The sequence below is a fragment of the Enterococcus quebecensis genome, from assembly GCF_001730365.1.
Lineage (GTDB): Bacteria > Bacillota > Bacilli > Lactobacillales > Enterococcaceae > Enterococcus_L > Enterococcus_L quebecensis.
In genome coordinates, this window is record NZ_MIKB01000013.1 from 234,931 (window position 1) to 251,618 (window position 16,688).

Consider the following 16,688-nt stretch of genomic DNA (forward strand, 5'->3'; position numbering starts at 1 on the left):
TTCACCCCTCCTCTTTTTTTGGTGAAACGATCACCATACGATCATTTCCCGATAGGTCTTGGGCAACTTGTACTTGTTTTTCTGGAAAGGCTTGTTGGAACAGTTGTTTTACAGCGTTTCCTTGTTGAAAACCAATTTCTAAATAGATTTTACTGGCTACATTTAGTTTCTCTTTTGCTTCTTCAGCTAATTGTTGATAGATAGCTAAGCCGTCATTTTCAGCAAATAATGCCGTTTTCGGCTCGAAAGTCCGAACACTTTCGTCCATCAAATTCCATTCTGCATTACTAATATAAGGTGGATTAGAAATCAGAATATCGATTTTTTGGTCTTTCATTGGCTTGAGTCCATCTCCATGTATAAAATGAACGTCCGCTTTTAATTGTTCGGCATTTTTTTCTGCCACTTTCAAGGCTTCATCAGAAATATCAATTGCAGTTACTTGCCAAGCTGGTCTTGCTAGTTTTAGACTAATTCCAATTGCACCTGTTCCAGTCCCAACATCAACAACATTCAACTCGTTATTTGGATTTTCTCTCAAGCAACGATCAACTAATTCTTCAGTCTCAGGTCTAGGAATCAAGGTGTGTTCATTCACACTAAAGCGATTCTCATAAAAATCGCTATAGCCTAATAAATATTGCGGGGGATAATTTTGAACTAGCTGCTTTAAATCTTCATTAACTTGCTCTTCTTCTTCAGGCGTTATTTCTTCCTTTAGATGAAGCAACCAATCTGTTTTACTCCAGCCTTTTCTTTCCAAGAAAACAAAAAGAATACTGTAGCCTTCTTTTCCCTGTTTTTCTAAAAAAGAAGAAGCCCGTTCAAGGACTTCAAAATAACGGTTACCCATTTTGCATCTCTTCTAATTTTGATGTTTGATCGTATAAGACTAAAGCATCAACGATTTCATCTAATTTCCCTGCTAAAATTTGATCCAACTTTTGAATCGTTAAACCAATACGGTGATCCGTTACACGGTTTTGCGGGAAGTTATAAGTACGGATACGCTCAGAGCGATCACCTGTACCGACTGCTGATTTGCGGTTTGCATCATATTCACTTTGTGCTTCTTGTTGCATTTGATCATATACTCTTGCTCGTAAAATTTTCATTGCTTTTTCACGGTTTTTGATTTGTGAGCGTTCATCTTGCATAGCCACGGCAATACCCGTTGGAATATGTGTCAAACGAACAGCAGACGCAGTTTTGTTGACGTGCTGACCTCCAGCGCCACTAGCATGGTAAATATCTGTACGAATGTCTTTATCCGCAAGATCTAGTTCTACTTCTTCTGCTTCTGGTAAAACAACTACCGTTGCTGTTGATGTATGAATACGTCCTTGTGATTCCGTTGAAGGAACACGCTGCACACGGTGCGCACCACTTTCATATTTTAGTTTAGAAAAGACATTGTCTCCTGAGATCATCATGATAACTTCTTTATATCCACCGATTCCAGTGATGCTTGCTTCCATCACATCAGTTTTCCACCCTTGGGATTCTGCATATTTTTGATACATGCCGAATAAATCACCTGCAAATAAGGCTGCTTCATCTCCACCAGCTGCACCACGGATTTCCATGATGATATTCTTGTCATCGTTTGGATCTGTCGGTAATAATAAAATTTTGATTCGCTCTTCTAGAACTTCTTTTTCTTTTTTCAATTCTGAAAGTTCTTCTTTGGCCATTTCAGCCATTTCAGCATCCAATTTTTCGCCTAATAATTCTTCAGTGTCGCTGATTCCTTCGACAACTGTTTTATAGCGACGATATACTTCTACTGTTTCACGGGTGTTGGCTTCCTCTTTAGATAATTGCATAAATCGTTTTGTATCACTAATAACCTCTGGGTCACTGAGTAACTCACCAAGTTCCTCATAGCGATCTTCAATTGATTGTAACTGATCGTACATAGTTAATTGCTCCTCTTTTTATTTAATTAAGTATTGTTTATTTTTCACTTTGCTCTAGCTAATTATTTTTTTCTTGTTCACCATCAATTGGTGGATGGAAATAGTGATTTCGGCATACTGGATAATAGGCTTTATTACCGCCAATTTGAACTTGAGTTCCTTCGTAAACAGGTTGTCCATCAATATAATGTAAGTTCATAGTAGCTTTTTTGTGGCAGAACCAGCAAATTGTTTTTAATTCTTCTAGTTTATCAGCATACAACATCAAGTATTTTGATCCTTCAAATAATTCATTACGGAAATCATTCTTCAAACCAAACGCCATTACAGGGATATTTAATTCATCCACAACTTTGGCAAATTCGATCACGTGTTTCTTTTCTAGAAATTGTGATTCATCTACTAGGATACAATAAGGTTTATAATCCAAGTTTTGAATCACTTCATAGACATTTGTTTCTTTAAAAATAGGTGTAGCTTCTCGTCTAAGGCCGATACGGCTTGAAACGACACCAACGCCATCTCTAGTATCAAGTCCGCTTGTCATAATAACAACAGGTTTATCTTGTTCTTCGTAATTGTGAGCTACTTTTAATATCTCAATTGTTTTTCCACTATTCATTGCGCCATATTTAAAAAATAATTGTGCCATTCGTCCGTCGTCACCTTTCGTTTTGTCCCTCTCGTATTTTACTATATTTTCGATAAAAAAGCAGTATTTTTGAAAAATTGCCTTCTTAGTTTTTAATGAACAATCATTTTACACAAAAAATAAACCAACAGACAACCACTAAGGTTTTGTCTATTGGTTTAATATAGATCACTTATTTTTGAACAGCTGCAAAATTTGCTGATTCTGTTCCTGATTGACGACCAAAAATGATGATATCTGCTACTGCATTTCCGCCAATTCGATTTGCACCGTGTAATCCGCCTGTTAATTCGCCAGCAGCGTATAATCCTTTAATTGGTGAACCATCTTCTTTGAGTACTTCTGTCTTGGTATTGATTTTCACACCACCCATTGTATGATGGATACCAGGTGCTATTTTAATAGCGTAAAAAGGACCTTTTGACAAATCATTGTCCATACCTGTTTTACGGCCAAATTGAGTGTCTGATTTGCCTTGAACATTTTTATTCCACTGCTCTAAGGTTTCTTTTAATTTAGCTTCAGGCATATCGATTTTTTTTGCAAGTTCTTCGATTGTGTTACCTTCAACAACAAATCCTTGTTCATCATAAAAATCGATAGCTTTAGCACGATCACGAACGCCTTGGTCAAATACTAAGTACGCTGATTTGTCTGGAAGTGCAGTAATTGCAGCAGAGACTTTATCACGTGTATCCATTTCATTGACAAAACGAACACCTTCTTTAGAAGCCAAGATAGCTCCTTCCCCACGAACGACTTCACCGATCAAGAATGATTTGTCTTGTTGAACGGTTGGATGAATTTGGATTTCTTTCATATCAACAGTTGCCCCACCAAGTTTTTCAATCATTTTAATCCCATCACCTGTGCTGCCTTCTTGGTTTGTTGTAACATAATCTTTTAATTTTGGATCGTATTCTTCCAACATTTCTTTGTTTGCACCGAAACCGCCGGTTGTAACGATAACTGCACCTGCTTTAATTTCTTTTGTTTCTTTATCATTTAGTTTTACTTTAACACCATCCACTTGACCATTTTTTTCCATTAATTCTGTTACGTTTGCATTCACAAACAGTGGAATTTTCTCTTCTTTAACATTACGAACAAGGCCATCTACTAAATAACCACCAATTGCAGAACCATCTGCTGGTCGATGGGTACGTTTTTCACTCATACCGCCAGTAATCGTTAAATTGCTAAGCTCGATTCCTTTACTGTCTAACCAATCAATCGCATCGGCTGAATGATCAACGAAATAGCGTAGTAGCTCTTTATCATTCGTACCTTTTCCACCTTTTAATGTTTCTTCAAAGAATTTATCATTACTATCTGTGATTCCTTCTTCTTTTTGGAACTTTGTTTGTGATGCGTTCATTCCAGAAGAAGATTTAATTGTATTTCCTCCAGCCACTGGCATTTTTTCTAGAATCACTGGATTCATTCCGGATTCTTTTGCTTGCAGTGCTGCCGTCATACCTGAACCACCTGCACCAATGATTACAATATCGTAGTTGTCTTCTAGCTCGCTTAAGTCTGTATAGCCATTAGACGATGCCCCTGAAGTTACTTCTGTACTCTCTTTTGTTGCTTTATTTTTCTTCGCCGCCTTTTCTTGATCACTTGTACACCCAGCAGCAATTCCTAGAACCAAACTTAACGATAAAACACTCATGATTACTTTTTTCATTTTTTTCCCCACCTCATGTGAATTTTAACCAATATTCCCTTTACTTTTCACTTGAATTTGATAAATTACTCAAAAATGTGAATTAATGAACATACAAAAACAAATGATATTTACCAAATTAAAACATTTCTACCTTTAGATTTCTATTTAAAATAAAATTTTGCTCTTTTATTCACAAATGAAAAATCAACCAGTAACCTACTCCTTCCAATAAATTAACATGTTCTGTTTTGTTTGTACCATATTCTTGTTTTTTTTAATCAATTTCTTATTTCTTTTAGGGAGTTATTCTTTATTTGCCCATCTTTTGTTTTCTGCTATACTGGTTTTATTGATATTCAGGAGGTCAGGTCCATTATGAGTCAAATACGTTTTTTATGGCTAGCTCAACGAAAAGGAAGGCATTTTATTGCTAAAAATTTATCATCTATTCAAATTATTGTTTCGTATTACATTATTATGACTCTGATTTCTTATATACTTTTTTGTTTGCCCATTTTTCGGGAACCAGGCTCTCATGTGGGATTCATCGATATGTTATTTATGGCAGTCAGCACTGTAAGTGTTACTGGTTTATCCACCTTTGATATCAATTCTGTTTTTAATGATCGCGGCATCATTTTGATGGAGATTCTTTTTCAAATTGGCGGGTTAGGCATTATGATGATTTCTACAGCTTTTATTATCTTATCTAAGCGCCGAATTTCTTTAAAACAGCGGCAATTAATCATGACTGATATGAATCAGCCGAAACTGAGCGGTATCGTCCGCTTGATTCGCATTACCTTTACGATCATTTTGTGGTTCCAAATGATTTTTGGCCTATTTTTTTCCATTTATTTTTATTTTGCAGGTTATTATCAAAGTTGGCCTAAAGCCATTTTCTTCGGTTTTTATCAATCGATTTCTGCCGTTACAAACTCAGGTTTTGACGTTACGGGCGATTCTATTATCCCCTTTGCTAATGACTATATCTTTTTGATTGCAATCATGTTTTTGATTTTTGTAGGTGGGATTGGTTTTCCTGTATTGATGGAAATTCGTGAATGGTTGTTTTTTAAAAAGAAAAAGAAAGGCATACCTTTCCGTTTTTCATTATTTAGTAAGATTGCTTTATTGGCTTTTGTGATTTTATTTATTGGTGGAACACTTCTAATCTACTTATTAGAAAAAGATCATTTATTTGTTGGTATGGATGAAGTACAACGCTGGATTACATCGATGTTCTATTCTATAACAACACGAAATGCGGGTTTACAAATCAATGATTTAGGTGATTTTCAAATCACCACACTGATGGTTTTCTCTTTATTGATGTTTATCGGCTGTAGCCCAAGTTCTGTTGGCGGTGGAATACGAACAACAACTGTTGCCATCATTGGTTTATATTTGTACGCATTTTTAAAAAGTGAAGACAAGATCAATGTTTTTGGTAGACGAATCGATGAAGATGATGTAAAAAAATCAATCGTTGTCTTTATGCTTTCCCTGATTATGTGTTTCTTTGCGGTATTATTTTTAACTGCGACAGAAGATCATCCCCTGATCGCAATCATTGTTGAAGTCGCCTCTGCTTTTGGTACAACAGGTTTATCTTTGGGGATTACTTCTGATTTAACCACAGTAGGCAAATTGATGATTGCACTGTTGATGTTTATTGGACGAATAGGTATGCTTTATACGTTGATGTTATTTGTCCCGAAAGAAACACGGGATATTGGTTATGAGTATCCTTCTGAAAAAATTATTATTGGGTAAAAAAATCGGAATCAAAAACAGATTAAACTGCTTTTGATTCCGCCTTTTTTATTTATATCAGTACATTGACGATTAAATAAATCAAAAATAAACCAGAAATCAACCATAATGGTAAAGAAAGATCAGCTTTTTTTCCAGCAATCCATTTTGTCATTGGATAAGCCACAAATCCAAAAGCCATTCCATCTGAAATATTCATAGTAAATGGAATCAAAACAATCATCAACATCGCAGGAAAATACTCACTAAAATCATCAAAATGCAACGTTTTAATCTGTTGGATCATCAAGAACCCTGTAATAATAATTGCTGGAGCTAACGCCGAATCTGGAATATAAGACAACAACGGCAAGGCTAACAAAGCCAAAAAGAAAAAAATACCACTTGTAATTGAAGTAACCCCCGTCTTACCACCTTCCTCAATCCCAGTGGCACTTTCGGCAGCAGCGACAGTGGGACTTGTTCCAAAAATACCCGACAATAACGTCACAAATCCTGTCACCCGATATGCTCGTAAATATTTCTGTTCATCTGCTTCTGGCATCAATCCTTTGAGCAACCCCATTGATTCAAAAATAAGGATCATTGACAACGCAAAAACACCTAATAAGAAATTTTTAGAAAAAAATGAACTAAAATCTAATTGTAAAAAAATGTTAGAATAATTGCCTAGTGCGCCTAACGAAAAATGTTCTGTAGGTGTAACCATTCCCATAATATTTGCGATCAGGGTCACAACAACAATACCTATAAAAAAGCTGCCTTGAACCCCTTTTACAAATAAAAATACTGTCAAAATCAATGAAAATAAGGTAAGCAATGTCAAATGATTGCTTAATGAAGCTAACTGTAAAAAAGTATGCTCTCCTCTCAAAATCAAGTGTCCTTTTTCCAAACCAATCAATACCAGAAAAAAACCAATTCCTACAGTAATTCCTGTTTTTAAGGTTTCGGGAACAACTTCAGCAAATAATTTACTTAACTTCGTAAAAGCTACTAATAAATAAACGATACCCGCACAAAAACTAACTGCCAGAGCTTGTTGCCACGTTAATCCTAAGGAAAATACTAATGTGTAAGTGAAGAAGGAATTGACCCCCATTCCCGTGGTCAAAACAATTGGTGCATCCGCAACGAGTCCCATCAAAATAGATCCGATAATTGAAATAAAAATCGTGCCAAAAATTGTTAACTCTTTAGGCATACCTGCCTCTGCTAAGATAACTGTATTCACCATTATTATATAAGAAATGGCGAAAAATGAGGTTGTTCCTGCCAGTATTTCCCGTTTTAACTCTTCTTTACTAAGCTTCTTTCTTTGAAACATCTAATCCCTCCTTGTTGATCAAACAAATGTATAGACGATTTGTTCATTTTTTGTACATTTTACTTAAAGTTTAATACCGTAAGAATAACACATTGGAAGCGCTTTTTGGAATTTCTGAAAATTTTTTTATTTTTGAGTTTATTCAATTACTTTTAATCATTTTATAGTTACCCTAATCCGCCAAAATACTTATTTCATTCCTAAAAATAGCAATAGACAATTTTTCCCATGGATCTTAGTTATTTATAATATAGTAAGAAAAGGTAAAAGGAATTAATTTTTTTTTTTAATTGTGGTATTATAGGTTGAGTTTATTGTTGCGTTTAACAACGATAATTGATGGAAATTGGAGGGCACTTTATGGGAATCAGAAGTCAAGTAGCGATTATGGCTGGAAAAACTTCTCAATGGGTATTACAAACTTTTTTCAAAGGCGGCAGCAGCTACCCTGGAAAATTAGCATTAAAAATCGATCCGAAAATTTTAGATACATTAGCTAAAGATTACGAGATCGTTGTTGTCACTGGAACCAATGGAAAAACATTGACAACAGCCTTAACTGTTAATATTTTAAGACAAGAGTTTGATCATGTCTTGACAAATCCGACAGGTGCAAACATGGAGCAAGGAATCGTTTCAACGTTTTTATCTGCCAAAAACAAAGGCGCAAAGAAAAAATTTGCTGTTTTAGAAATTGATGAAGCTAGCTTAAGTCGGGTCACAAAATATATTGAACCAAAATTATTTTTATTCACCAATATTTTCAGAGACCAAATGGATCGCTACGGAGAAATATACACTACCTATAAATTAATTGTTGATGGTGCCTCTGCAGCTCCAAATGCACCTATTTTGTGCAATGGTGACTCACCTATTTTCAATTCAGTTGAAACGATCAACCCAAGAAAATATTACGGTTTTAATCATCAACCAGATGAAGAACAAATGGCTCATTATAATACAGATGGATTACTTTGTCCCAAATGTCATCACATTTTACACTACAAAATGATCACCTATGCCAACCTTGGCAAATATTATTGCCCTAACTGCGGATTCCATCGTCCTGAATTGGATGTTCAATTGACAGAGATGGTCAAGATGGACAATACTTCAGCGAATTTTGTGATTGATGGTGCAGAGTATAGTATTGCCGTTGGCGGTATGTATAATGTCTATAATGCCTTAGCTGCCACAGCAGTTGCTGAACACTATGGTGTAACACCTGAAAAAATCAGAGCAGGTTTAAGCTATGATGAAAAAGTCTTTGGACGTCAAGAAACAATCAATATTGAGGGTAAATTGTGTACATTGATCCTAGTAAAAAATCCTGTTGGGCTCAACCAAGTAATTGATATGATGAAACTTGCGCCTTATTCGTTCTCTCTTGTTTCATTATTAAATGCTAATTATGCTGATGGGATCGATATTAGCTGGATTTGGGATGGTGATCACGAAGCCTTTGCACAAATGGACATTCCAGAGGTAATTGCTGGTGGTGATCGTCATAAAGATATGGCTTTACGATTGAAAGTAGCAGGTATTGCTGAAGATAACTTAAAAGAAATACCAAATCTTGACGATGTGATTACAGCAATTAAAGAAGTACCAACAGAGCATGTGTACATTTTGGCTACCTACACAGCCGTTTTACAATTACGTAAATCCTTAACTGCACAAGGTTATATTAATAGCTAACTTTAAGAGCTTGCCTTTCAGAAAAAGATTAACGAGACTATCCCGCTTTATCTTATCCAGTTGCATGGGCTACTCTCTCGGAAAAAAGATAAAACTATAAGAGGCACAATACCCCTCTTCTATGTTTTCCTATTTTTCTGTCGAGACTTAACGAGCCCATTCCGCTTTTATCTTATCCAGTTGCATGGGCTACTCTCTCGGAAAAAAGATAAAACATAAAGGAGGCACAATACTCCTCTTCTATGTTTTCCTATTTTTCTGTCGAGACTTAACGAGCCCATTCCGCTTTTATCTTATCCAGTTGCATGGGCTACTCTCTCGGAAAAAAGATAAAACATAAAGGAGGCACAATACTCCTCTTCTATGTTTTCCTATTTTTCTGTCGAGACTTAACGAGCCCATTCCGCTTTTATCTTATCCAGTTGCATGGGCTACTCTCTCGGAAAAAAGATAAAACATAGAGGAGGCACAATACTCCTCTTCTATGTTTTCCTATTTTTCTGTCGAGACTTAACGAGCCCATTCCACTTTTATCTTAAGGAGGAATAAACAGTGTCTAAAGAATTAGTCGTTTGTCATTTATACGGAAATTTACTGAATACTTATGGCGATAATGGTAATCTACTGATGTTAAAATATTTATCTGAAAAAATGAATGTTACCTTTCGATCTGAAATTATCAGTATTTATGAACCTTTTGATCCAAATAAATATGATTTAGTTTTTGTCGGAGGGGGTCAAGATTTCGAGCAATTGATCATCTCAGATGATATCCAAACGAAAAAAGAAACGTTAACTGAATACATTGAAAATGAGGGTGTAATGTTAGCCATTTGTGGTGGGTTCCAATTATTAGGGCACTATTATATGGGAGCTAAAGGTGAAAAAATCCATGGAATTGGTGCATTAGATCATTACACTTTGAGTCAAGATAATAATCGTTACATCGGAGATATTGTTATTCATAATGAAGAATTCAACGAAACCTATTATGGTTTTGAAAATCATAACGGTCGAACTTTCCTTGGTAAAGGAGAACGTCCTTTAGGGAAAGTTTTACAGGGTAAAGGAAATAACAATGAAGATAATTCTGAGGGTGTCATTTATAAAAATGTCTTTGGTTCTTATTTCCATGGGCCAATTCTTGCTCGGAATGAAAATCTAGGTATTCGCTTAATCAAAATAGCTTTAGAAAAAAAATACAACGAGCCTTTCGATGTGCCTAAAGAAATGTTGGTTGGTGAATAAATAAAAAAGTGTTAGGATTAAAATTCCTAACACTTTTTTATTTATGCTATGCATCTACTCCAGGTTCTGAAGCAATGATTGTTAAATCTCCTTCAACACGCCATTTAGCGATATCATCAGGCAAAATAAAACTTGCTCCTTTAGTCAGCTCATAACTCTTAGTTTTAATTGTTCCTTCATCTTCAATAATCAAATGCCCCGTGCCATCAATCACCGTAGCTAATGTATATGGCGCATTTTTCTTTAACTTCAATATACCTTTAACTTGCCATTCATACACATTGAAAAATGGTGTTTTCAGATAGGTAATGATACTTGATTGTCCTTGATTTTGTTGTTGAATAGACAATTCAGCGTCTTTAGCTGGGACTGTTGTTACATCCACTGATTGTTGGATATGGAGTTCTCTTGCTTGGCCTTGATCGTCTTTTCTATCGTAATCATATACACGATAGGTTGTATCACTGCTTTGTTGTGTTTCTAAGATCATGATCCCCTTACCAATAGCATGAATTGTTCCGCTTGGTACATAGAAAAAATCACCTTTTTTAACAGGAACTTTTCTCAATAAATCGTCCCAACGTTCTTCTTTGATCATTGACTCAAGTTCTTCACGACTTTTTGCATTATGCCCATAAATAATCGTTGATCCTGGTTCAGCATCTATGATGTACCAACATTCAGTTTTTCCAAGTTCACCTTCGTGAGCTAACCCATAAGCATCGTCTGGATGTACTTGTACAGATAAATCATCTTCTGCATCTAATATCTTTGTCAATAAAGGAAACACATCTCCTTTAGCATTACCAAACAATTCACGGTGATTCACCCAAAGTTCATCTAGTTTTTGACCAGAAAATTCACCATTTTCCACGGTACTAACCCCATGAGGATGAGCACTAATTGCCCAATCTTCACCAATCTTATTACTCGGTAGATCAAATCCGAAAACAGTCTGTAATCGGTCACCACCCCAAATTTTTTCTTGAAATACTGGTTTTAAAAATAAAGGTTCCTGCATAGTTAGAGACTCCCTTCCATTTATACTCGTCAATTATACCACTAAAAAGAAAGCGATTCATCTATGTTTGTTATTTTTTCGTTCAAATAAATAGCAATCAGTTGATCTCTTTTCTCAATATACTCTGCTCTTTTATCAATGGGATGAACACGGTTAGAAAGAAAGACAAATCCTTCTTTATTCACAGGATCAATCAATAAAAACGTACCTGTATACCCCGTATGAAATAACAATGGATTTCCTGCCAGATCACTCTTCAAATCCCAACCTAACGAGCGATGTCCTTTTCTATTAGGTGTTTGATCAAGTAGTAATGATTGAATCGTCATTTTTTCCAGTACTCTATTCGTCTTATACATGCCTTCATTTAAATACATTGTTACAAATTTTTTGATATCCTTTAAATTAGTAAACAATCCAGCATTCCCTGCATGCTCTGCCAAAATAAAAGCCTTTGGATCATGCGTTTGACCTCTAATCAGTCCCCTTAAAGGATGTATTTCAGTTGGAACAGTTTGAAAAGGATCTGCAGGTAAAAAGAGACTATCTGACATATCTAACGGTTGTAAGACTCTCTCTTTAAAGATTTCAATAACATCTTTCCCTAATAATTCTTCCAACATAAATCCAAGTAAAATCGTTCCAGTATCTGTATAAGCAACTTGTTTCCCCAAGTTTTCACCAGATTTCACTTGAGAATATGCTTTTCGCAATTCTTCTTTTGTCAAAGTATCCCTATTTTTAATATAACTTTGGATATCAGATGTATGAGTCAGAAGATGACGAATCGTTATTTTTTCATCTTCAAATGCTGGATAATATTTTTTGAATGACATGTCAATATCTATCCTATTTGTTTCCATTAGCTGTAAAACAACCGTTGTAGTACAAATCACCTTGGTCAAAGAAGCCACATCAAAAAGCAGCGAAACATCCATTGATTCGACTGTTGGTAATATTTGAGCATTTCCCCAAGTATAGTCATCAGATTTAGCTTCTGTCATAAAAGAAAAACTGACTCCTGGAAAAACACCATCGTTCATAAATTCTTTGATTTTTTTTCTCGTTTCTTTATACATCATCGTTTTTCCTCATCCAAGCTTTGCTTCATGATTTTTTAAGACTACTTTTTAATTTCTTACAAACCACCATTCAATTTGACTAGGATCATAGATTGTTAAGATTGTTAATTTCTTATCCACAAAAAATTCTTGTTCATTTTTTTCTAGATGTTTTTTTAGTCTGGTCATTTCTTCTTCTTGATCTAATGTTAAAACGAAAAAATCCACACCTAAAGCTTCTTTACCGTCTTTTTTTTCATTAATAGGTCTTACCCATTTATCTAAGTGAACTAGGAACTGACCGTCATTCATTGATAATTTATCTGTTGTATCATTCTCAGAAGTCATGCCCAAAACATCTTGGTAAAAATAATGGTGTTCAGCTTTGTCTTCAACGCTCAACTTGATTTGATCAAAACGAACATCTGCTGAAAGACTTGAATACAAAATTTTACTTTGTTGGATTAGTGCATCTATATCCAGTACTTCAGTTTCTGCCTCACTCTGATCCGCAGCTCCTTCTTGATAACTGATTTCAAGTTCATTTCCTTCAGGGTCTTTTAAAAAGACGCTTTTTCTTGTTCCTTGTTTTACTGATTTATTTATTGGATAGTTATGCGCAGTAATTCTTCTTAAAACACTGCCAAACTCTTCTTCTGTTGGAATCAATATAGAAAAACTGACAGACTTCTCAAAAGATTGTACTTGATCTTCGTTAGAATCTGTTTCTTCTAATATCAACAATCGACTTTCTTTTTTTTGCGAGCCGAATATTGATAAATTATTTTCTTCTAACTTTAAAATAAAACCTAATACATTCTTATAGAAGCTAACCATTTTCTCTACATCGTTCACGTGAAGCGCAATTGTTTTCACGTATACATCTTGTGATAGTCGAAACTTTTCCATCCGTCTTCCCCCTCCGAATGTCTTCCTCTATTTATTCTAAACATATCAAGTGATTTCGGCAAGCAAATGCTCTTTCAAAAAATACATAAATATAAGAAATATTTGAGAAATCCATCTTCTATACACCTATACCAATTACATTGCTTTAATTATTATTTTTCTTTTTATACAAACTTTACCAATTTAAATAAAATAACTTATCTAGATATTTTTCAGATAAGTTTATCTTCAACAATAAAAAAAGATGCTGAATTTCTTTTTCAAACATCTTTTTCTGCATATTTTTCACGAATCCTTATAGTATAATCGCTGTAACGAGATCTAATAGCGGTGGGCTAATCATCTAAATATTTTATTTTTACATTTTAACATAAATAAATTAAAAAATTGTATTATAAATTACTACTGACTAAAAAATCATAAAATTATTTGCTATTTATATACGCCATTTTTTAACCAGTTTAACTTAGCTTTAAAATTTTGGAGCGTTTGATCAATATCATATGATGGATCTTTTTCAAGTTCTCTATAGCCTTCAGTAATTGAAGAATAGACCGCATTCATAAGTATTTCCATTAACATTTTGAACTCTTGTTTATTCTGGATTTTAAACTTAGAATGGTCAATCAGTTTATAAAGTTTATATCCATGACGCCTTTTCTGATATGCTGCTCCTTTTATATCATCTAATGTAAATTGAGGAGAAATACGACTGGTTGATTGATAATCCATATTCATAAAAAACTGTTTATAAAATGAAGCATTTTCTCCCGTCAATACATTAAAAATCATTTTTGTAAAATAACTATCCATTCCTATAAATAAGTCTCCGTTGGCCTCTAGAACATACTTTTCAATATTTGTTTTACTATCTTTCCGTAAAAAATCAAAATAATAAAAATACAAATCTTCCTTATTTTCAAAATATTGATAGAAACTTCCTCTAGGTATTTCAGCTAATGTAACTATATTTGCGATCGAAGCTTCTTTTAACGATGTTCTTGAAAATTCGGTTTTAGCAGCGTCCAATAATCTTTGCTGCTTCTCTTTAGTTAGATGAAAAAAAGTAGCTTTCGGCATCAATTGCACCCCTTCCACAATAATGACAATCCGTCATATGACACGATGTCATTATAGCACCATGAAATGAAAAATCAATAGAATTTATTTAGGTTATTTTTTCAAACAAAAAAGAAGGGTTCGTTATCCCTTCTTTTTGACACTTCTCGAAGATTATAATTTTCATCAATGTTTATTCTCTTTACTTATTACGTCATTCACTACCTGTTCCACATCTTTGATAACCTCTTCAAACGTTTGGTTTGCATCAATAACGAAGTGGTTTGGATAATCCATTATCTTATTTTTATTCTGAGATTCTTGATCGTATAACGCTACGCGTTCCTCTATAATCGTCGCATCATCTTCTCGATTCTGTAATCTGGATAATACATTAGCCTTGGATACTTCTAAAAAAATTGGTATAACTACTTGCCCAAATCTTTTTTCTATTTCCTGAAAACCTTTAATCGTCAATACATCATAAGCATAATGATCATTGGTTTTTTGAATTAACTCATCAATTCCCACTCCATATTGATTACCATGATACGTATCATGCTCCGCCAAAGCATGAGTGTTTAAAAGATGTTTAAATTGCTCCTTCGTTTGGAAATAATAATCGATGCCCTCTTTTTCTTCTTTTCGCCTTGGTCGAGTTGTATGAGAAATCACCTTATATTCAGCGGGAAAAACAGCTTCTGCAACTTTGGTTTTCCCTGAACCACTTGGACCTATGAGAACAAAAAAAGGATGAATTAGTTTTTTTCTTTTCATTAGTTGTTCCCCCTTTACAAATTCACTATACAACAAGAAGTACTTCTCTTCAATATATAAGAAAATAAGACCCAAAGATGAAAATGTCCCTTCATCCTTAAGTCTTATTCGTTTTTATTTCAGGTTTTGACCGTTTGTTTCAATCACTTGTTTATACCAATTGAATGATTTTTTCTCATAACGATCCATTGTACCTTCGCCGTTATCATCTAAATCAACATAAATGAAGCCGTAACGCTTACTCATTTCACCTGTCGAAGCACTAACTAGATCAATACAACCCCAAGGTGTATACCCCATCAGATCAACACCATCTTTCACGGCATCTGACATCGCTTCAATATGTCGACGTAAGTAATCAATGCGGTAATCATCTTCCACATAAAAGTTTTCATCTACTTTATCAATCGCACCTAAGCCATTTTCAACAATAAACAATGGTTTTTGATAACGATCGTATAATTCGTTTAAAGCAATCCTTAAACCTTCTGGGTCAATCTGCCAACCCCATTCACTTGCTTCTAAGAATGGATTGCGTACCCCACCTAATAAGTTTCCAATTACTGTATCCTCTTCATCAGCTGTTTCATTAACAGCAGAAGACATATAGTAACTAAAACCGATATAATCTACCGCATATTTTTTCATTAACTCTAAATCATCGGCGCCGATTTCTAGCTCAGTTACACCATATTTTTCAAAAATTCGTTGTTGGTATGCTGGATACTCTCCACGAACTTGGGCATCTGTACAATAAAAATTGAATTCTTGATTTTGTGCAAGTGTTGCCATTTGATTCACTGGATTAGCATCGATGCTATATGTTGTAGCATAAATGATCATACAGCCAATTTGCATATCTGGGTTAATTTCATGTCCAATCTTCACTGCTTTAGCACTAGCCACAAATTGATTATGCCACGCTTGGAAAACATTTTGATAATCACCAGCACCAGTTGCTTTGACCATTCCTTGGCTTAAAGCTGGGAAATGAAACGCTGAATTGATCTCATTAAATGTCATCCAATATTTGACTTTCTTACCATAGCGAGTTAAAACGATTGTTGCATAGTTTTCAAAGAAATCGATTAATTTTCGGTTTTTCCAACCGCCATATTCTCTAGCCAAATGTAACGGCATTTCATAATGAGAAATTGTAATTACAGGTTCAATTCCATGTTTCAAACATTCATCAATTACTTGATCGTAAAATTTCAACCCAGCTTCATTAGGCGTTGCTTCGTCGCCCTTAGGAAAAATTCTTGTCCAAGCAATTGAGAATCTATAACACTTAAATCCCATTTTCGCAAACAAAGCAATATCTTCTTTAAAACGATGATAATGATCAATTCCGTGATGGTTTGGATAAATAAACTTATCTTCATCAATTTCCCAATTAAACGTATCGCTGCCTAAAACCTGAAATCGTTGTTTTCCTCCTGGCATTGCATCAGCTACTGATAAACCTTTACCATCTGAAAGATAGGCACCTTCCAATTGATTGGCTGCAGTTGCTCCGCCCCATAAGAATCCATCTGGAAATACTGTTGTTTTATTTGACATTCGTTT

General features: G+C 34.7%; 14 protein-coding genes. 3 read left to right on the top strand and 11 right to left on the bottom strand.

Translation table 11 applies throughout. The features are described 5' to 3' along the window. Position 1: 1 nt before the first annotated feature. The 4 genes from prmC to BCR23_RS07390 all read right to left on the bottom strand — a co-directional run bounded on the left by prmC (position 2) and on the right by BCR23_RS07390 (position 4,261). Complete coding sequence (gene prmC / locus BCR23_RS07375; RefSeq protein ID WP_069634845.1) at positions 2-853, bottom strand: peptide chain release factor N(5)-glutamine methyltransferase; 852 nt, start codon at positions 851-853, stop codon at positions 2-4. Further along, positions 846-1,919 carry a peptide chain release factor 1 gene (prfA, locus tag BCR23_RS07380; protein WP_069634846.1) on the bottom strand — a complete coding sequence of 358 codons (1,074 nt, stop codon included), beginning with the start codon at positions 1,917-1,919 and terminating at the stop codon, positions 846-848. Before prfA ends, prmC begins: the two co-directional genes overlap by 8 nt. A gap of 58 nt (positions 1,920-1,977) precedes the next feature. Next, entirely contained in the window at positions 1,978-2,571 is a 594-nt protein-coding gene (locus tag BCR23_RS07385) for a thymidine kinase (RefSeq protein ID WP_069634847.1), read from the bottom strand. Between the two features lie 172 nt (positions 2,572-2,743). Then, positions 2,744-4,261 (bottom strand): flavocytochrome c, encoded by a 1,518-nt coding sequence (locus tag BCR23_RS07390; RefSeq protein ID WP_069634848.1) that lies wholly within the window; start codon positions 4,259-4,261, stop codon positions 2,744-2,746. A 357-nt stretch (positions 4,262-4,618) separates the two neighbouring features. Between BCR23_RS07390 and BCR23_RS07395 the strand changes: the two genes are divergently transcribed. Next, complete coding sequence (locus BCR23_RS07395) at positions 4,619-6,019, top strand: TrkH family potassium uptake protein (protein ID WP_069634849.1); 1,401 nt, start codon at positions 4,619-4,621, stop codon at positions 6,017-6,019. 52 nt (positions 6,020-6,071) lie between these two features. Here the strand turns inward: BCR23_RS07395 and BCR23_RS07400 are convergent, their stop codons facing one another. After that, positions 6,072-7,346 (bottom strand): NCS2 family permease, encoded by a 1,275-nt coding sequence (locus BCR23_RS07400; protein ID WP_069634850.1) that lies wholly within the window; start codon positions 7,344-7,346, stop codon positions 6,072-6,074. Positions 7,347-7,706: 360 nt separating this feature from the next. Here BCR23_RS07400 and BCR23_RS07405 point away from each other — a divergent pair, with 360 nt between their 5' ends. Together BCR23_RS07405 and BCR23_RS07410 are read left to right on the top strand one after the other, a co-directional pair. Continuing rightward, positions 7,707-9,044, top strand: a complete 1,338-nt coding sequence (locus BCR23_RS07405) for a Mur ligase family protein (RefSeq protein ID WP_069634851.1) — start codon at positions 7,707-7,709, stop codon at positions 9,042-9,044. Positions 9,045-9,596: 552 nt separating this feature from the next. Further along, a complete protein-coding gene (locus BCR23_RS07410) occupies positions 9,597-10,292 on the top strand; it encodes a type 1 glutamine amidotransferase (RefSeq protein WP_069634852.1) in 696 nt (231 codons plus the stop codon). A 46-nt stretch (positions 10,293-10,338) separates the two neighbouring features. On the opposite strand, the gene manA is transcribed toward BCR23_RS07410, so the two are convergent. The 6 genes from manA to BCR23_RS07440 form a co-directional block, all read right to left on the bottom strand. Next, on the bottom strand, positions 10,339-11,313 hold the full coding sequence (gene manA, locus BCR23_RS07415; RefSeq protein ID WP_069634853.1) for a mannose-6-phosphate isomerase, class I: 975 nt from the start codon (positions 11,311-11,313) through the stop codon (positions 10,339-10,341). Positions 11,314-11,354: 41 nt separating this feature from the next. Then, complete coding sequence (locus tag BCR23_RS07420) at positions 11,355-12,392, bottom strand: serine hydrolase domain-containing protein (RefSeq protein ID WP_069634979.1); 1,038 nt, start codon at positions 12,390-12,392, stop codon at positions 11,355-11,357. A 51-nt stretch (positions 12,393-12,443) separates the two neighbouring features. Further along, positions 12,444-13,283: a VOC family protein gene (locus BCR23_RS07425; RefSeq protein WP_069634854.1), complete on the bottom strand. Its 840-nt coding sequence runs from the start codon at positions 13,281-13,283 to the stop codon at positions 12,444-12,446. 432 nt (positions 13,284-13,715) lie between these two features. After that, on the bottom strand, positions 13,716-14,363 hold the full coding sequence (locus BCR23_RS07430; protein WP_069634855.1) for a TetR/AcrR family transcriptional regulator: 648 nt from the start codon (positions 14,361-14,363) through the stop codon (positions 13,716-13,718). A 165-nt stretch (positions 14,364-14,528) separates the two neighbouring features. Then, positions 14,529-15,119, bottom strand: coding sequence for a guanylate kinase (locus BCR23_RS07435; RefSeq protein WP_069634856.1), 591 nt, complete (start codon positions 15,117-15,119; stop codon positions 14,529-14,531). Positions 15,120-15,233: 114 nt separating this feature from the next. Continuing rightward, the gene (locus BCR23_RS07440) at positions 15,234-16,682 is read right to left on the bottom strand and encodes a glycoside hydrolase family 1 protein (protein WP_069634857.1); all 1,449 of its coding nucleotides are present in this window, start codon (positions 16,680-16,682) and stop codon (positions 15,234-15,236) included. Positions 16,683-16,688: the final 6 nt, after the last annotated feature.